This is a genomic window from Catonella massiliensis (genome assembly GCF_016651435.1).
GTDB lineage: Bacteria > Bacillota > Clostridia > Lachnospirales > Lachnospiraceae > Catonella > Catonella massiliensis.
In genome coordinates this window covers 624,081-643,300 of sequence record NZ_JAEPRJ010000001.1, presented here as the reverse complement: position 1 = coordinate 643,300, position 19,220 = coordinate 624,081, and the positions used below count along the sequence as shown (strand labels likewise).

The 19,220-nt window shown below is 38.7% G+C and carries 13 protein-coding genes; 3 read left to right on the top strand and 10 right to left on the bottom strand.

Annotated elements, in window-relative coordinates; genetic code table 11:
• Positions 1 to 77: 77 nt before the first annotated feature.
• From leuB to JJN12_RS02735, 3 genes are all read right to left on the bottom strand, one after another.
• Positions 78 to 1,166: a 3-isopropylmalate dehydrogenase gene (leuB, locus tag JJN12_RS02745; RefSeq protein WP_208428263.1), complete on the bottom strand. Its 1,089-nt coding sequence runs from the start codon at positions 1,164 to 1,166 to the stop codon at positions 78 to 80.
• Positions 1,167 to 1,316: 150 nt separating this feature from the next.
• Entirely contained in the window at positions 1,317 to 2,525 is a 1,209-nt protein-coding gene (locus tag JJN12_RS02740) for a sensor histidine kinase (protein WP_208428262.1), read from the bottom strand.
• Positions 2,522 to 3,229, bottom strand: coding sequence for a response regulator transcription factor (locus tag JJN12_RS02735; RefSeq protein WP_208428261.1), 708 nt, complete (start codon positions 3,227 to 3,229; stop codon positions 2,522 to 2,524). The genes JJN12_RS02740 and JJN12_RS02735 overlap by 4 nt, the downstream gene beginning before the upstream one ends.
• A gap of 172 nt (positions 3,230 to 3,401) precedes the next feature.
• Here JJN12_RS02735 and JJN12_RS02730 point away from each other — a divergent pair, with 172 nt between their 5' ends.
• Positions 3,402 to 4,127 carry an ABC transporter ATP-binding protein gene (locus JJN12_RS02730; protein WP_208428260.1) on the top strand — a complete coding sequence of 242 codons (726 nt, stop codon included), beginning with the start codon at positions 3,402 to 3,404 and terminating at the stop codon, positions 4,125 to 4,127.
• Positions 4,124 to 5,641 carry an ABC transporter permease gene (locus JJN12_RS02725; RefSeq protein ID WP_208428259.1) on the top strand — a complete coding sequence of 506 codons (1,518 nt, stop codon included), beginning with the start codon at positions 4,124 to 4,126 and terminating at the stop codon, positions 5,639 to 5,641. Before JJN12_RS02730 ends, JJN12_RS02725 begins: the two co-directional genes overlap by 4 nt.
• A 157-nt stretch (positions 5,642 to 5,798) precedes the next feature.
• Here the strand turns inward: JJN12_RS02725 and purB are convergent, their stop codons facing one another.
• The 5 genes from purB to JJN12_RS02700 all read right to left on the bottom strand — a co-directional run bounded on the left by purB (position 5,799) and on the right by JJN12_RS02700 (position 12,610).
• Positions 5,799 to 7,232 (bottom strand): adenylosuccinate lyase, encoded by a 1,434-nt coding sequence (gene purB, locus JJN12_RS02720; RefSeq protein ID WP_208428258.1) that lies wholly within the window; start codon positions 7,230 to 7,232, stop codon positions 5,799 to 5,801.
• Positions 7,233 to 7,394: 162 nt separating this feature from the next.
• Complete coding sequence (locus JJN12_RS02715) at positions 7,395 to 8,237, bottom strand: RNA polymerase sigma factor RpoD (protein WP_208428257.1); 843 nt, start codon at positions 8,235 to 8,237, stop codon at positions 7,395 to 7,397.
• 61 nt (positions 8,238 to 8,298) lie between these two features.
• Entirely contained in the window at positions 8,299 to 9,180 is an 882-nt protein-coding gene (locus JJN12_RS02710; protein WP_208428256.1) for a PD-(D/E)XK nuclease family transposase, read from the bottom strand.
• 155 nt (positions 9,181 to 9,335) lie between these two features.
• Positions 9,336 to 11,789, bottom strand: coding sequence for a leucine--tRNA ligase (gene leuS, locus JJN12_RS02705; protein ID WP_208428255.1), 2,454 nt, complete (start codon positions 11,787 to 11,789; stop codon positions 9,336 to 9,338).
• Between the two features lie 47 nt (positions 11,790 to 11,836).
• Complete coding sequence (locus JJN12_RS02700) at positions 11,837 to 12,610, bottom strand: PilZ domain-containing protein (protein ID WP_208428254.1); 774 nt, start codon at positions 12,608 to 12,610, stop codon at positions 11,837 to 11,839.
• Between the two features lie 217 nt (positions 12,611 to 12,827).
• On the opposite strand from JJN12_RS02700, the gene JJN12_RS02695 reads away from it, so the two are divergent.
• Positions 12,828 to 14,729, top strand: coding sequence for a flagellar hook-length control protein FliK (locus JJN12_RS02695; RefSeq protein WP_208428253.1), 1,902 nt, complete (start codon positions 12,828 to 12,830; stop codon positions 14,727 to 14,729).
• 263 nt (positions 14,730 to 14,992) lie between these two features.
• Here JJN12_RS02695 and JJN12_RS02690 read toward each other — a convergent pair whose 3' ends face one another.
• Together JJN12_RS02690 and JJN12_RS02685 are read right to left on the bottom strand one after the other, a co-directional pair.
• The gene (locus JJN12_RS02690) at positions 14,993 to 18,571 is read right to left on the bottom strand and encodes a hypothetical protein (protein WP_208428252.1); all 3,579 of its coding nucleotides are present in this window, start codon (positions 18,569 to 18,571) and stop codon (positions 14,993 to 14,995) included.
• A 277-nt stretch (positions 18,572 to 18,848) separates the two neighbouring features.
• Positions 18,849 to 19,220, bottom strand: a complete 372-nt coding sequence (locus JJN12_RS02685; protein ID WP_208428251.1) for a PilZ domain-containing protein — start codon at positions 19,218 to 19,220, stop codon at positions 18,849 to 18,851.

The following is a 19,220-nucleotide window of genomic DNA, read 5'->3' as shown; positions in this document are numbered from 1 at the left end:
CTATCCAGTCACACAATATCTTAATAATAATGTCTCACATCATTTATCTCTATTGCACTTTAAACATAAGTATCACCTTACTTTGATATCTTATCTGCAATTCTATCTCCCATTTCTTTGCAACCAATTAGTGTCTTTCCCTCACTAAAGATATCACCTGTCCTATAACCCTCTTTAAGCACTGATTTCACTGCATCTTCTATGCTTTCTGCCTCTTTACTTAGTCCAAATGAGTATCTAAGGAGCATAGCTGATGACATTATGGTTGCGATAGGGTTTGCCTTGTCTTTACCTGCTATGTCAGGAGCTGAACCATGGCTTGGCTCATAGAGACCAAATCTTCCTTCTCCAAGGCTTGCAGAAGGGAGCATTCCTAAGGAACCTGTTACCATACTTGCTTCGTCTGAGAGTATATCTCCAAACATATTTTCAGTAAGAATAACATCAAACTGTGCAGGATTGGCTATTAGCTGCATGGCACAGTTGTCAACCAGCATGTTGGTAAGCTTTACTTCCGGGAAGTCCTTTGCAACCTCCGCTACGACCTGTCTCCAAAGCCTTGAAGAATCAAGCACATTTGCCTTATCTACACTGCAAACCTCTTTTCTTCTCCCTTGTGCAGCCTCAAAGGCTCTCCTTGCTACTCTTTCTATCTCATCCTCGGTATATACCAAGGTATCTACTGCCTTCCTTTTTCCTTCTACTACTGTAGTGCTTCTTTCTCCAAAATAGAGTCCTCCGGTCAGCTCTCTGAAGATGACGAAGTCAAAGCCTTTTTCTCCTGTAGACTCCTTTAATGGACAGGAATGTCTTAGTTCATCAAATAAAATCGCAGGTCTTATATTGGCGTAAAGCCCAAGTTCTTTTCTTATCTTAAGTAGTCCTGCTTCAGGGCGCTTTTCAGGCGGCAGCTTGTACCAAGGTGAAGTATCGGTATTGCCTCCAACTGCACCAAGCAAAACCGCATCAGCAGCCTTTGCTGTTTTTACCGCTTCATCTGTAAGAGGGATGCCATACTCATCTATCGAGCAACCACCCATAAGAACCTCATTATAGTTAAACTTATGACCATATAGGGAAGCTATTCTATCAAGCACTTTGACGGCTTCATTCACTATTTCAGGACCAATTCCATCACCTTTTATAAGGGTAATATTAGCTTCCATATATTTTCTTCCTCCTGCTTACAAATGTTTCCCATAATAATACAATATGACCGCCTTAAATGCAAGGGTGTACCATTTATTAAACATAACAGTTTGGAATATTACTTATACTTAGGAATTATGAAACTAATTATTACCAAAAAGATTGTGCTATGCAAGTCTTATAACGCAGATAAATCCCTCTCCTTCTCTTTTCTCAAAATATACTTTCCATCTGTGTAAGACTGCGATTTTTTTGACTATTTTAAGTCCTAAGCCATGGCTTCCGCTACTAGGTTCATTCGCATAGTTTCTGTCATTTAGCTTGTTTAGAACCTCTTCTGACACTCCCTTTCCATCATCTCCTACTTCCAGTAAAATGTGGCTTCTCTTATCCTTATACAGTCTGACTATGATATTGCAGCTATCTTCATTGTGCGCAATCGAATTGTGGACAAGATTAATTAAAACCCTTTCCACCAAATCTTCATTTACCGAAAGTTCAAGATTGTCAAGGCTTTCATCTATTTCTATGTCAAATTGAAAATGTTCATCCTCAATCTGATTTATAAATTCAGTAAGTGTTTTTCTAAGTAATTTGCTAATTATAGCTTTATTCATTTCAAACTTACCAAAGCTAAAATCAAGTTTACTTGACAGATTCATATTTTCAACCAATCTGCGGATGCGAAGTCCCTGTACCTTAATCTGTTGAACGTTCTTAGAGATGTCTGTTCCTGCTTCCGAATCAAGAATCATATCAGTATTCCCTAGAATAATGGCAAGAGGTGTCCTTATATCGTGAGATACACCTGCAATCCACTCTGTCCGTTCCCCTTCCCTGCGCTTTTGGTATTTTTTCTGTTGCAATACGGGAACAATAATTAGAACCAGCGCATTGATAAGCAGTATAAGAGGTGTCATAAGAATAACATTTCTAATATCATTTTTATTATATTCTAAAATATACTTCCATACCTGTTTTTCTTTATCTCCAATCACCAGAATCCCCTGCTTTACTATATAAGTATGAACCGGATATTCATCAAGGTAGTATCTTACAAATTTTACCACATCCTGAATACTATATTTCTTTTGCAATTCTTTAGGTAGTGATTCACTCCAAATAATCTCACCGTCCTTATTTAATAGCATGGCAAATTGGTTATTCTTTACGATTCTTTCTTTTTCTTTATTATCTAAACTGTAATTCCCATCTTCTACACGGATATGTTCTATAAGATTGCTCTCATTCCAGTGATCATCCGGTATATTTAAAACTATAATTACATATATTAAAGTATCCAAAATAAGAAGCACAAATGCCATTAGTATTATGCCTGCGAAAAACTGAAATTTTTCTTTTTTCCTTTGTCTCATCTGTTTTTCTCCAATTTATATCCAAGTCCGCGTACTGTAGTAAGAAATTCAGGCTTTGACGGATCTTTTTCTATCTTTTCTCTTAGATGGCGCATATGAACAATCAATGAACTTTCAAGTCCATAGTTGCCTTCAGGCCATACCGCATTGCATAGTGCATCCATAGTTACAATCTTTCCTCTGTTGCGGTAAAGTACCTGGAGCAAGGCAAGTTCTTTAGATGTAAGTGATACCTCTTTGCCCTCATGCTTTACAACTCCCGCATCAAGGTCCACTAATGCATCCCCGCACCTAAGTATAGCAGTCCCTTCTTCTAGTTTATATGTTCTTCTAAGAACAGCAGCAATCCTAAGAAGTAATTCTTTCGTAAGAAAAGGCTTTGTTATATAGTCATCTGCGCCAAGTCCCAGTCCTCTTAGCCTTGCTGTATCTTCATCTCTTGCAGATAAAAATATAACCGGTATTTCTGATAAATAACCTAACTGACATAGTTTCTCGTATAGTTCAAAGCCATTCCCATCCGGAAGCATCACATCTAACAGAATTAAGTGGTAACTGTTCCTAATGATATTATCCTCTGCCCCCCTACAGTCCTCTGCCACATCTATAGAAGAATAACCTTCTCTTTTTAATATACTTACTACCAGGTCTGCTAGCTTTTTTTCATCATCTACTAACAATATTTTACAAGTTGTCTTATCCATATTTTCACCTCTTATATATAATACATTTACTATACAGCATTTTATATCAATACTCAACGAATCCTGCATTTCTTAATCTAACCTTAATGTTAACGCAATGTTTACATAATCTTCTTAATGTATCCTATCACTCGTAAACATAATACATCTTAAATTTTTTGGAGGTAAGGTTATGAATTATATTCTTGAAACACTTAATCTAAGCAAAAAAAGTGGAAACACATACCGTGTAAAGGAGCTATCAATGCAAGTACCCGTTGGCTCTGTGTATGGTTTTCTTGGTCCTAACGGTGCAGGAAAGAGTACTACTCTTAAAATGATACTAGGGCTCATTCATCCTGACTCAGGCGAAATCAAGGTCTTTAATCAAAAATTAAACTCCTCAAACAAGCTTTCTATCCTTGGCCAAACCGGAAGCCTTATAGAGAACCCGGGAGGATACGGGCACCTTACAGGTCTTGAGAATATGCAAATCATACAAAAACTAAAAGGAGTAAACGAGGATGAAATCGAACGCTCTCTTAAGACAGTCAGGCTCTTTGAGCAACGTGATAAAAAGCTAAAAAACTATTCACTTGGTATGAAACAGAGACTGGGTATTGCTATGGCACTGCTTGGAGGTCCTAAGCTCTTAATATTAGATGAGCCCACCAATGGCCTTGATCCTGCAGGAATACATGAAATCCGAGAACTGATTAGTTCACTGCCAAAAGAAAGGGGTATTACGGTGATTATTTCCAGCCACCTTCTTAGTGAAGTCGAACAGATGGCTGACTATGTTGGCATTATTAATAAAGGAAAAATGCTCTATCAGGGAACTCTTGCCGAATTAGAAACAAAGGGTGAGGGGCTTGAAGATGCCTTCCTTAAGCTTACAGGCGGAAAGGAGTCATTATGACACATATAGTTGAACTTCCAAAATTAGTTCATATTGAATTTATGAAATCCCGTCATAAACATCATTTTCTACTGCTTATTGTAATGTTAGTATTAAATTACTTTCTTCTGTTTAAGGGTATAAAAAATGATGGTCATCAATGGTTGAATGTATTTTATGGAATTCCTTTAGTTAACAGCATTTTACTTTCAGTTTATATGGCAATTTTAGCCAGTCAGACTGTCGATATAGAGAACAAAGGCACTATGTGGAATCTTATATCTACCTTGTGTAGCAAACGCAATATATTTCTGTCTAAAAATCTGTATGGACTTATTCACATTGTATTATTCTGTATCATACAGATGAGTTGTGTAGGTCTTTTAGGCAGGTACCTTGGTTTTCAAGGAAATGTACCTAATTCGGTCATTATGATTACCTTTTTTGCAGAAGTTATAAGTGGCATGATTTTGTTTCAGGTGCAGTGTCTGATTTCTCTCTTGTTTCCAAGCCAGTTTGCAGCACTCTCCATAGGCTTCGGAGGCACCCTCACAGGTTTATTCCTTGCCTTTATAAGCAAGATAGCATGGACTCCTTGGTCAGTTCTAATTTCTCTTAGCTGTGTAAGGATGGATTATGAGGAATCAACCCGTACTACGAATGTATTCTGGGAACTGCCTACAACTACACAGATTGTTGTTGCACTAATTTATCTTCTTTGTACATTTTTGATCGGCCTGTACCTTTTCTCTGCAATAGAACCCGGAGAAGCACTTGGCAGTAGCGGCCGTGTAAGGGCAACACACTCTCTACACAGCAGTATTCCTGCGGAACTAATTAAGTTAAAACGCAATCCTGTATGGATTCCTTTTATTCTGATTCCTGTAATATCTGCCACAATTGGAACAATTAATTTTACACAGAATCAAGGTGTTCTTCATTTTACCTGGGGCGATTTGTGGACACAGCACTCCATTTTCCTAAGTTTCTTTTTCCTTGCGCCGTTAATAGGAGTTGTATGCAGCCTTCAGTGGAGGATGGAGCATCTGGGAAGCAATTGGAACCTCATTTTATCTGTGACATCTCCTTTTAAATTATTTAAGGATAAGTGGGCTGCCACCTCTTTTGTATCTTCGCTGTGTATCATATGGCTGGTAGTTATATATGTCGCTACCGGGAAAATTCTTGGTATTCCTGACAGCATACCTACGTTGTTCTGGAGCAGGATTCTTGCAATGCTTATCTCTGTGATGGCGATTACAGCAGTACAAAATTTGTTGTCACTTATATTACATTCTTTTGCATTACCTGTTGCCATAGCTTTCCTTGGGTGCCTAAGCGGAGTTGCTTTCATTATGAAGGGCTTATATTTTCTGACGCCATATTCTTTACTGATATATGGAGCAGGAAGCACATCAATTACAGAAAATCTTAATCTTCCTATGGTTTTGATTTCGGCTTCTATATGGATTTTCGCTTCCATCGCAGTCGGCATATTATTCATAAAAAACACCGATGTAAGAACGCATGTCTAATTTTTGGTATAAGAAAACCGGCAGAGGATAAAAGCTAATATCTCTGCCGGTATGTGTATGTATTATGAACGCTTGATTTCGTTAAGTGTTCAAATTACATCAAACCTCTATTCAAATGCATCTTTTGCGGTAATCTTAAATCTATCTGCAAATTCATCTATACATTTATCTCAGCCTCAAGTCCCAGCAGAGCCTTATTTTCCTCAAGTATAGGCCTTATAACCTCCTTTAAGAAGTCCTCTACCTGCTCTTTGGAACGGCCTGTGTACTTGGACGGATCCATCTGCTTTTTAAGCTCTTCTAGAGTGATGTTAAAGGATGGTTCGGCTGCAATTAGTTCAAGGAGATTGTTGTCAAGTCCTCTTTCCTTTACATTCCTTCCAGCCTCCATAGACAGGGTTCTTATCTTCTCGTGAAGCTCCTGCCTGTCTCCTCCTCTTTTCACCGCGTCCATCATTATATTCTCAGTAGCCATAAATGGAAGCTCAGCCATTATATGCTTCTCAATCACCTTCTCATAAACTACAAGGCCGTCAGCTACATTCATATACAAATCAAGGATGCCGTCTATAGCAAGGAAGGCCTCAGGTATAGACAGACGCTTGTTGGCAGAATCGTCCAGAGTTCTCTCAAACCACTGGGTAGCCGCAGTTATGTAAGGGTTCATCAAATCGCTCATCACATATCTTGAGAGGGATGCAATACGCTCACTACGCATAGGATTTCTCTTGTAAGCCATAGCAGATGAACCTATCTGGCTCTTTTCAAATGGTTCTTCCACCTCTTTAAGATGCTGCAACAGTCTGATGTCATTTGAGAATTTATGGGCACTTGATGCAATTCCCGCAAGTACATTAAGAACTCTTGAGTCCACCTTTCTTGAATAGGTCTGACCTGATACAGGGTAGCAATCTGCAAATCCCATCTTCTTAGCAATTAACTTATCTATTTTCTTTATCTTCTCTTGGTCTCCATCAAAAAGCTCGAGGAAACTTGCCTGTGTACCTGTAGTTCCTTTTGAACCAAGCAATTTCATGCTGTCTATAAGGTAGCAGATATCATCATAGTCAAGCGTAAGCTCCATAAGCCAAAGTGCGGCCCTCTTTCCTACAGTAGTAGGCTGTGCAGGCTGAAAATGAGTAAAGGCAAGAGTTGGCAGTGCCTTATATTTATCAGCAAAATCAGCAAGTTTACTCATTACATTAACAAGTTTTTTCTTAACGAGTTTTAGGCCCTCAGTCATTATGATAATGTCTGTATTGTCTCCTACATAGCAGGAAGTTGCTCCAAGATGAATGATTCCCTTTGCCTTAGGACATTGTACTCCGTAGGCATAGACATGGCTCATAACATCGTGGCGGACTTCTTTTTCTCTGGCTATGGCTACATCATAGTTGATATCGTTTACATGCTCCTTTAGCTCTGCTATCTGCTCTTCACTGATATTAAGGCCGAGTTCTCTTTCTGCTTCTGCAAGGGCAATCCACAGTCTTCGCCATGTGGTGAATTTCTTATCCTGTGAAAATATGTACTGCATTTCCTTGCTTGCATACCTCCCTGAAAGTGGGCTGATATAACGGTCTGTACTCATATTATCCTCCTGTATGTAGATGGTGTACATTCTAAGCCTGCGGCTTAATTATGTGCTTTCTTGATATTTCGTGAATAATTTTGCTTAAGATACTGAGTGTTCTTGATTGAAAAGCTTACTAAATATAATTGTACTATTCAGTGATTAGCAAATATAATCAAATCACTCGTTACTTTTTAGCTCATCACCCGACAGTTCTATGATATCAGTTAGTTCAGCTTCGGTCAAATTAGTATAGCTTGCAAGTTCTTTAAGTGTAGGTGATGAACCGTTTATTTCTTTCATTTTTTTGGCTGCGTCACTGACAAAGTTTACCTTTGCTACCATAGCGTTTGCTGTACTTTCTATCTCAAGGCTCTCTTCGATAAAGTCCTGCATTGCACTTTCTATTCTGCTTTCAATAAACTCAATTGGCTCTTTTTCATCTTCTAAAGCTTTTAGCTCAGCTAAACCCAATAGTAGTCCTACATTTCCTTCTGCTATCAGCTCCTTAAAATAATCTTCCGTTAGTTCAAATCCCCTCGCTAATTCCACTACTTTATGGAGTTTTCTTTCTATATAGTCTGCCTCAGCCTTTTCATCTCCGCTAAGTATGAGTTTAATAAGCTTTTCTTCTTCTTTTGCAGTCATTTTTTCTATGTCTCTTAATTCTTCCAGATACATATTTAAGAATTCAGAATGGAATTTAAGGTCCTTCCTGTTGTTTTTCTTTTTTATCCTGCTTTTTTTCTCGTAGCCTTCTCTTGCTGCTTCTTCAAGCTGTTCCTTCGCAGCGTTTTCATATTTTTTAACCTCAGCCTCAATCTCTTCTTTAGTTTCAAAACCTTCAATTGTAATATGTGATGCAGTAAGGTATGCAAAAATATGGTCAAACTGAGCATCATCAAGTTCTAAGTCTTCAAAAAATTCTTTTATATCACTTTCGTGAACCTTATTTCCGCTAATCTGCGCCTGAGCCACAAGGTCGGCAAGGCGGGTAGCAAATTCATATTGTTTATCTGCCATTTTTCCTCCAAAGAATCCCTCTATCTTTACGACTTGAGGGATTCACAATTTATATAATGACTTATGCAGTCTCTACAGCATATTTTTTATACTTTTTCTCTGCTGCATTTTTAGTGAGCTTAAATTCCTTGCAAAGCCTTTCTATTATTTTATCCTTTCCCACGCCATATGCTATTCCTGCTGTCACTGTAGTAAGCAGCGATGCCTCTGTCTTCTCCTTATTTGCCTTTTTTTCTGCTTGAGCAATCTTCTTTTCTGCCTTTTCCCTTTCTTCTTCACGAATTTCCTCGACAAACTCTTCCCATTTTGAACTCATAACTCTTCTATCTCCTTTCTCCTTAAAATATTCCAAGCTTTCTGCCAATTCCTTGTTATACATATCCTTTGAATTCTTTTCTTTAAGATCATGTATTAGTTTTCCAACTTCGTCATTTCCTTCATACTCCCCATTAACATATATAATATGCGAACCGTCAAGAAAATTTTTCTGTGTTTCTTTAATTACTCTATCAATACTATAAATAGGAAGTCCCTCTTTAAAATAATCCTTTTCTGTGATAAAAATTACATAGGAGTCCGCTAACTCCTTAAAATCCTGGCCTGCTTGTAACATCCTTGTATCAAGCATACAGCTGTGAAACCTGGCCCTATGTTCATCTGCTCCATCTTTACTCCTTTGGATTTCCACATTGTAACTTTTACCTTCACTATCTTCTGCAAGAATATCAAGTTTAATACTTCTTCCACCTATCTCATTGCTTTTTAAAACTTTCTGCCCTACCACCGATATTACTTTTATATCATTTTTTCTAAGTATAACCTTTAGCAATAGGGATGCTGCAGGTATGTTGTTATCAAATACCTGTGACATCATAATATCATCAAGCAGGGTTAGGTCAGCTAAAATATCCTTAAGTCTTTCTTCATTCAATTTGTTGGGCAAGTCTGCCTCCTTTCTTTATTTTGCAAACTATCCCAATAAAAATGAATCAAATCAAACAAACTGTAATTATTATACACTATTTAACAATAAAGAAAAAGAGGCTTTTATTAACCAAAAAATTGACAGGGAGACAAACAATATCTCCCTGTCAATTTTTATTTCGCCACTATATTAAGTATCTTGCCCTTTACATAAATCACCTTTCTTATAGGCTTTCCATCTATTGCTTTATTCACTGATGCAATCTCAAATGCCTCTTTCATAGCCTCTTCTTCCTCTGCCTCAGCACCGATTTCAATAGTACCTCTTACCTTGCCGTTTACCTGTACGCCTATCTTGACAGTATCTACTACAAGAGCTGCCTCATCATAGGTAGGCCAGGTTTCATAAGCTATTGTACCTGTGTGTCCGAACATCTCCCAGAGTTCCTCTCCAAGATGAGGGCAGATACAAGATATCAGCTTTACAAAGCCTTCAGCGTATTCCATAGGGCATTTACCCTTGGTTACGGAATTCATAAATATCATCATCTGGCTTATAGCTGTATTAAAGCCAAGAGTCTCAAAATCATCTGTTACCTTTTTAACAGTCTGATTGTAGATGAGCTTATGCTCTTCCAGCAGTTCGTTATAGCCCTCTTCTGTGGCTCTTACAAGGTTTTCAGGATTTGAGAAGTAGAAGAATACTCTTCCGAGGAATTTCCTTGAGCCTTCCACACCCTGCTTACTCCAAGGCTTGGATGCCTCAAGAGGTCCCATAAACATTTCATATATTCTAAGTGTATCTGCTCCGTAATCCCTGACTATGTCGCTTGGATTTACCGCATATTCAGGATAACGCTTACCCATTTTGATGCCGTTTGAGCCAAGTATCATTCCCTGATGCACAAGCTTCTTAAATGGCTCTTTAACAGGAGAAAGTCCCTCGTTGTAAAGGAAACGGTTCCAAATCCTTGAATACATAAGGTGTCCCACCGCATGTTCAGGTCCGCCTATGTAAAGGTCTACAGGGAGCCAGTGCTTTAGGAGTTCCTGGTTGGCAAATTCATCATTGTTCTTAGGGTCTATGTAGCGCATATAATACCAGGAACTTCCTGCACTACCTGGCATTGTAGAGGTTTCGCGCTTTCCCTTAATGCCGTTTTTATTGTATTCTTTCCACTGGGTAGCATTTTCAAGAGGTGCTTTGCCATTCTTTCCCTTGTAATCATCAAGCTCAGGAAGCACAAGAGGAAGCTCACTTTCAGGAAGAAGAACCACTCTGCCGTCTTCTGTATGGACTACAGGAATAGGCTCACCCCAATAACGCTGTCTCGCAAATATCCACTCCCTGAAGTGGTAGTTGACTTTCTTTCTTGCCACTCCCATATTAACAAGCTTTTCTGTGATTGCTTCCTTAGCCTCTTCTACAGTAAGTCCGCTAAATTCTTCAGAATTCATAAGCTTGCAGCCCTTGCCAAGATAATCCTGCTTTTCAAAGGCATGCTCACTCACATCACCACCGTCTATTACCTGTATCCTTGGTATATTATGTGCCTCAGAATACTCAAAATCTCTCTGATCGTGGCTTGGAACCGCCATAACAGCTCCTGTACCGTAGCTTGCAAGTACGAAGTCACCTATGTATACAGGGACTTCCTTACCGTTTACAGGATTTATAGCATATATTCCCTCAAGCACACAGCCAGACTTTGTTTTATTTAGTTCAGTTCTGTCCATATCGTTCTTTTTGAGGGTTTCATCTATGTATTTCTGTACTGCTTCTTTATTTTTAATCCTTGGCATAAGGCTCTTAACTGTCTCACCATCAGGGGCAAGCACCATAAAGGTGATACCGTAAATAGTCTCTATACAGGTTGTATAGATGGAGAATTCCCCACCACCGACTATCTTGAAATCAACCTCTACGCCCTCGCTTTTTCCTATCCAGTTTCTCTGCATTTCTTTGGTTGATTCAGGCCAGTCTATCTCGTTAAGGCCTTCCAGCAGCTCTTCAGCAAAGGCAACCTGGTCTATAGCCCACTGCTTCATATTCTTTCTAACCACAGGGAAGCCACCACGCTCACTCTTGCCATCAATTACTTCATCATTGGAAAGCACTGTACCAAGCTCTTCGCACCAGTTTACAGGCATATCCATATATTTTGCATAACCCTTTTCATAGAGCTTCTCAAATATCCACTGAGTCCATTTATAATAATTTTTGTCTGAAGTAGCTATCATCTTTGACCAGTCATAGTCAAAGCCAAGTTCTTTAAGCTGATTTGAAAATGACACTATATTCTTCTCGGTAAAGCCATTTGGGTTATTGCCTGTGCTTACTGCATACTGCTCCGCAGGAAGACCGAATGAATCGTACCCCATTGGATGAAGTACATTGTAGCCCTGCATCCTCTTCATTCTAGATACGATATCTGTAGCTGTATAGCCCTCAGGATGTCCTGCGTGAAGGCCCACTCCCGATGGATAAGGGAACATATCAAGTACATAGTACTTAGGCTTGCTAAAGTCCCAGACATCTGTCTTAAAGGTCTCATTTTTCTCCCAGTATTTCTGCCACTTAGGCTCTATCTCAGCAGGATTATATGGTTTTCTTTCATTATCAGGCATTTTCTTATCTCCTTTTATCTAAACTAATAAAATTGCATACATCTAAGCTAATCATTTTCATTGCTATCTTTTCCCACAAACATACTGATGAGGTCATTTGTTTTTCTTCCTACCCGGTTTCTTTCCCTCTGCCTTTGGGCAATGAATTTGCTTACTTCTTCCTGTCCTTCGGTTAACTTACAACCTACCAGGTTAGCCTTTTCATTTTTATCAACCACCCTTACTACTTCCCCCAAAAGGGTATGGAGTGAAAAGGTATAGTCTTCTTTTTGCTCATTGTATTTTTCAAAATTAAACTGAATCTCTATGGCATCTCCGACATTGACTTCATACTCTTTTTTGACGATGAGTCCGACACCTGTACTGCTTATGTCCTTCACCATAGCATCATGCTGGGCTTTGCTTCCTCTTAGTGCAATATTGCAGTGCTGTCCAAGCCATAGCCTAAAGTAATCTCTTCTGTTAAATCTCTTTCCTTCCACTTCCGACCTGATGATATGCGCCGTTCCGTATAGAGGAAGATTTATCTTATCTACGAATACTTTTTCAAATAAATACGGTTTTTCCTTGTGATTACCTATTAGAAAATAACTGACTCCCTCAGCAGCAAACTTGATTATCTTATCTTCTACTCTTATTGGCTCAACAATCACATAGTCACCTTTTAGAGTCTTTATATAATCCAGGTCCTCCTTCTCTTGAAACTCTAAAACAAAGCTTTCAAACCTGTAAGACTTATCACCCTTTCTGGCTGTCAGGCTTATCATTGCCCCCGGCAGCAGTTCATTTATATTAATAACTCCAGTATTGATTGCATCCATGCCCGATACCTAATTCCTTTCAAATAATAAGTACTGACTCTTCTCTAGTTATTATAACTATCAAAGCCTTATCTGTCTATCTAATTATGGAATTTTCCACATTTTAGTTTTACATCATCTACCTTTGCCACAGTAATAGTATCACTACAGAAATCACCTGTTTTATCCGATAGTATAAATATATGAGTTAATTGTTAGGAGGAATAACGGAGGAAATATGCCATTAGATATATCAAGAGTGCCAAACGGAGGGATTTCAAGCGGAAGGGAATCGGCATCAGTCGCAAAAAGCAGTGAAGTCTCTAAGATAGCTGTTTCAGGGGGCGCAGCGGGTGGAGTAAATTCAGACAGCTTGTCTAAGGGACAGGTATTGTCAGGTCAAGTGACCAACATATCCCCTGGGGAGCTGACCTTAGAGCTTGAAAATGGTCAAACTATGACAGCCAGATATGATAACAACTCTGAGCTTTCCATTGGTGATGTAGCTAAGTTTAGGGTGGTAGACAGCGAAGACGGACATATTATGTTAAAAACTATGCAGACAGGGACTACCCTTGAAAATGTAGTATATAAGGCTCTTGACGCCTCCGGTCTGCCATTTTCCCCTAAAAATGAAGAACTGGTCACAGCTCTCATTAAAAATGAATATCCCGTTAGTAAGCAGATGATAAATGGCATGCTCCAACAATCCCTCAAAAATCCTGAAATATCTATGACTAATCTCGTACTTATGAATAAGGCTGGCTTAGATATAAATCCTGAGTCTACAAAGCTCTTTGAAATGTACAGCAGTGGCAGAACCGAGCTTGCTGCTGCGACCGAGCAAAACTTCAAGGACATGCTTGGAATGATAGAGGGTCTGCTTTCTGATGGAAATATAGAGGGTGGTGCAAAGTTAGCCTCTGACCTCCTTGATATATTCAACATAGGTAAGGAGCCTGATGAGCTGGTACTTTCACTTGTGGCTAATGACGAGGCTAGTCTTCCTACCACAGCTCCTACAAATCTTGCAGAGCTTTTAGACAGTCTTGCAGGAGAGGGAGCTACAGTAACTGACCCTAGTATAATCACTGAGGATGGAGAACCTGTAAATGTCACATTAACAAGCGAAACTCCTATTTCATCCATATTAAATGAAGAACAACGCCTTGAAGTGTTTACCTTGTTTGAAAATGCTGACATAGACGTGGATGCAGCCAAGCTTCAAAACCTCATAAAGGGAGAGCTAAGTCTTAGTGAATTGTCAGACCTCTTAAAAACCCTGCCTGAAACTGACCTTTCAAAGCTTGATAATCTTATGAAGCAGGTAACTGACTTAACAGGAAAGGGACTTCCTGCCACAAATGATATGCTTGCAGGGCTTCTTCCCGAAAGTGCAACCCTTAGTGAGGCAGCTAATCATATTAAAGATATACTAAGTAACACCAATCTTCCTCCTGAGCTTAAGCAGGCGCTTCTTAAGTCAGATGATTTCCACAAAACTCTTAAGATGCTTGTTCATACTGATTGGACTCTGTCTGCGGAGGAGCTGACTGAAAAGGATGCCGTTCTTAATATCTACAAGAGGATGGATGAACAGATAGATAAGCTTAAGACTCTGGCTGACAATACAGCAGGGCAGGCCTCTGCCAAGCTTTCTACTGATTTGGGACAGACCAAACAGAATATGAATTTTATGAATGAAATGAATCAGATGTATAATTTTACGGAACTTCCTATAAGGATGAACGGTCAGACCACAACCGGAGATTTATATGTCTATTCCGACAAGCATAGAAAAAGGGTGGCAGGAGGAAATGGTATATCCTGTCTCCTCCACCTTGACATGAAGAGTCTCGGCGGAATGAACATAAGAATCGAGTTAAATGAGGGCACAGTGTCTACAAGGTTCTTCCTCAATGATGACAGCTCGGGAAAACTTATAACAGACAATCTTTTCGAGCTTGACAGTGCGCTTACAAAGCAGGGATTTAATCCAAAAAGCGAGGTCATAAAGACTACTGATAAAGAAGAGGAAAGAAGGCTGTTGTCCGGTGAATTTAACCCTATAAATGACTTCATCCCTTCTGAGGTTGAAAGCAATAATTTTAGCAGATATACCTTTGATATGAGGGCGTAATTTTATCTAATATGGAATTACCTAGAGATTCACAGCACATAGGCTACACCAACACATTAGCCTATGTGTAATCTCTTGAAATATTTTCCTGTCGCAAAAAAGAACCGGCTTAGGATTTGTCCCAGGCCGGTTCTTTAACTCTAACTACTCTTAACCTCAACTCTTCACTACATAGGCCACATATCGCATTCCACACAGTGTAGTAGCATAAATATTTTATTGTATGAGACTACGAGGTGATATCGCAAAAAGTCCAGATTTAATTACTTTTTCAAAGTTACAACAAATTTTCCAAGTTCCTTTGTACTAAATACAACTGACTTTGTCTTTTTGTCATACTTTGCCTTAATTTTCTTTCCTGTCTTAAGGTTAAGCACATATATACTGCCTTTTTTTGTCTTTCCTGCCTTAAGCGAAACGGTAAGAGCTGAAGCGGTTTTAGTGATATTCTTACCATTTACTACAAGTTTTACCTCATAAAGCCTCTTTCCGTATACCGCCTTAAACCCTGTGTGTTTTTTACTCTTAAGGGCTTTTTTGACTTCTTTCGCATTATTCTTTTTAACAATCTTTAAGTAAGATGAGCCTTTTATCGTATTTTTAAGCTCATTACCAGATAATGTGACCTCACCATTTTTAACTGCTATTGTTATGTTTCTTTCACTCTTATCTAAAGCTTTTAAAAATGCCTTACTTATTTTGAAAGTTTCTTTAGATGTAGAAAAGGATATTTTTTTAGAATTGCTCTGGTTTGTATTCTCCTTACTTCCACCAAGTGGAGTACCGTCTTTTGTTATATCCTTTGTCTCTGCGCCTGGCTTAATTACATTTTCAACAAAGTTTTCAGTTACAGCAGGTGCTATAGGAATTACTGGTGTTGAAGGGATTACAGGTGCGGTTGGTTCTATAACCGGTGCTTTTTCCTCATAAACAAACTGAACTGACTTAAGATTCTCTACATTCCCTTCATTAAGACCCGTCATAGGAGTGAGTTCTTCACTTCCATCCTTCCTATAGCCAAGTACTTTACAGTTAGCAAACTCCTTAGCTCTGATACCAAATGACCTAAGCTTTGACCATGAATAACCTCTCACCTCTGTTTCAGCCTCAAGAACCTTTCCTGTGTCGGTTACATGACTTACTTTTACACTTCTAATAAAGTCTTCAGTCATTTCTTTCTTGGTGTTTTTAGCTCCACCATCATAAGGAACTGTAACAGTTACCACAGTTTCTGTGTCGTAGTTCTTACCATCTACTGCGAGCTGGTATGTAAAGGTTTCTGTTGTAAGGATATTGTTCATACCTATTACTTCAAGCATCTGAGTATTGCCGTTACCGAAGATACCTGTTCCGTCTGAGCTAACCATGATGAAGTTGGAGGTACTGTCTGAAGTGCCCTCATTCTGAAGCGGATACCAGATAATTCCATTTCTGTCAATTATTCTTATCTTTGTTAAGCTCTTGTCAAGGTTTGCACCGAAGGCAGTTACCCAGGTCTTCTTGCTTTCCTGACCATTAGGAGTCTCTGTATGGGTAATGTCCGCCTCTTCTTTTCCACCACCCTGTGTACCATAAGAGGTAATTGACATAAAGCTAAGACTAGGCTTGCCGTCATTTTCGCCTGTAGGAAGAACTGAGACTACCAGTCTCTTCGCCCTATTTTCAAGGATATTAACTCCAAGTGCAGAGCTGTAGGTGAGTCCTCCGTCTAGGGAAACCATCACAGAATAAGTCTTGGTCTTTTCTGAATCATTGGCTGGAAGAGTAAATCCTATAGTCTGTTCTGTACCCTCTTCATTGGTAGTTATCTTAATCTTATCGCTATTTTCTTTTTTCCCTAGCTTAGTCACTATGCCATAGAGTTCTGTCTTTGATTTGTTATTTTCAAGCACCTTAACCAGAGTATTTACAGGAGTTTTCAAGCCTTGTAATGACTTCATAAATCCTTCTCCTGTAAGCTTAACTTCTACTTCTCCACCTTTGTTAGTAAGTACCTCACCTTTTGTAAATTCAGCAGAATTTATTATGGTCTTTGCTATTTCGACGAAGTAAGAAAACTTCCTAGCCTCATTACCTTTACTGTTTTTGAGCAGTCTTTCACCAATTTCAATTTTAGAATTAATTTCTCCATCAAAAGGAGCCTCTAAGGTAATGATAATTCTATTACCATCTATAGCCACCAGGTCATTTTCACTAAGCTTACGCTTGGTCTCTGTTCCATCTCTATTCTCTATTAGGGTTATGCCATTTTTTAGTTCCTTATAATCGTCAGATACAGCAAATATGTCTTCATCAAAATAGACAGTAATTATAGTCTTGTCTTTGTTGGTGTACACCTTGCTTGGAAGTATATCAAGTAAAGCACCTGCTACTCTTCCACCAACAGTAACTATAGCATTCTTGCCACCAATTGTTATGTTATAGGTATCAGCCTTATCAGATAATGTCTCTGGAAAGGTAATCATAAATACTGCTGATTTACCCCCTCCCATCTTGTCAAATTTTAATTCAACAGGTGTTGAAACACCTTCAACAATCTTTGTGATGGCAGGAACTAATTTATCTACATCAATATTTTCACCCCTAACAGTGATATTACTCATTCCTCCTGTCTTAGGAAGTGCAGGTGTTGAAGCCTTGATAGAATAGACAACCATTGCCTTTTCTTCCTCTATGCCTGTTCCCTCGACGGTCGCCTTAAATACAGGTGTTGACTGAAACTCTATCTCGGAGCCTTTAGCATTGAATTCAATCCTATATTCTACGGCATTCTTCCTGTCATTTTTAGGGAAGCTTGCACTTATATTAAACGACTTCCCATCATCTTTGAGTTTGTCTACACCTACTACTATGCCGGTAACAATCTCCTCAACACCATCATAGATTTTGGTAACTCTAGTTTTAATTTTATCCTTTGTAGTCTTCTCATTTGTATTAATGGTAATGGTTATACTTGCTCCCTCATTACCAAGTTCTCTTGTTGCTTTTTTAATAGAGATGACTTCTGCATTTGACTCTGGTGCCTTTCCGGGTACTTTTACAGCTACTGCCTTGTCTTCCAGAAAAGTCTTGCCACCATCTATACTGATATATATTTTGTAAGTAATGTCATTTTCTGTATTGTTTATAGGTAAAACTATGTTCTGAGAAAATCCTGAATCATAAATCTTTCCCCATTTTGCAGGGCTATATCCTTCTACGGCAGTACCGTCCTCGTTAGTTACCTTCTCCTTAAACTTCGCTCCAGTCAAGTCTTTTCCTTTAATTGACAGGGCAACCAATTCACCATACTGTCCTGTTACGGTTATACCACTAACCACAGGATTTTTAACTGGTGAAGGTGTTATCTCGGTATCTGTACCACTTCCGTATTTCCCTTTTACCATAATCTCTACAGGTTCGGCAGATAGATTGGATTCGTGTGCATCCTTCTTCTTATCATAGAAGGTTTTGCCTCCATCCACACTAAAGCTGACTACATAAACCTTATCTTCTGCTTCACTGTTAGCAGGAAACATAAGGTTTAGGTTAATGCTGCTTCGGAGTTCGTCCTCGTTTAAATCAGGTATTACAGATGCTAATGTACTACTAATATCAGCGATATCCTCTGCGCTTCCTTTTAAGGTAACCTTCGCCTTTGTGTCTTTAAGCTTTATATTGCTGCCTTTAAGCTTAAATGCCTTCTTGCCTCCTGTAGCAGGAACGGGCTCAGGTCTTGTAATGCTCACATCTGTAAGTGTTGCTGCCTCATCTGCAAGCACTGACTCTGCATTTATATTGAAACCACTTAAGACAAGGGTTAATGCCAATAAAAATGCAAACATTTTTTTGTACATCTTCATAACTTCTCCTTTACATTATATATTAGGCTAGATGCCCATTCCCCATCTTATCACGGTTAGTAGTTTCGTCAACACAAATGCAAATGGTTGTTTATTGTGTTTTAATATATATCTGTATAATTATATCAATTCTCTATCAAACGATGCCACTTTATGACTTACACACTGTCTAAGTCTCCATTGTATATGTTTAATTTGACAGATGATTACATATAGGCATTTGGATTAACTAAAAAAGACAGCAGGCAATTACCCACTGTCCTTATCTCTTTTTATTTTATTTTCCCATTTTCTCTGCTATCTTCTTTTCAAAATCATCAAAGATGTAGTTAAGTACTGAAGGAAAGCCTACAAACTCGCAGCCATAGGAATGTACTTTATCATCTACATATGATTTTCTTATAATCTTAACAACTGTATAAAATGCAGAGTGCAAGTCGTCTGTCACCTGAATTCTGGCATTAAAGTAGTATCCGACAGGCAATTCGCTCTCACTGTGAAATCCTATGCCTCCTCTTGATATATCAAGAACTTCAATAGGAGCATTTACATTTTTAATAAACTCATTGTCCTGTTTGAAAAGCTCTGATACTCCAAGTATAAGATCAATCGGAAGTCTTTCTGCCTTTCTTTTTTCCGTATATTCCAT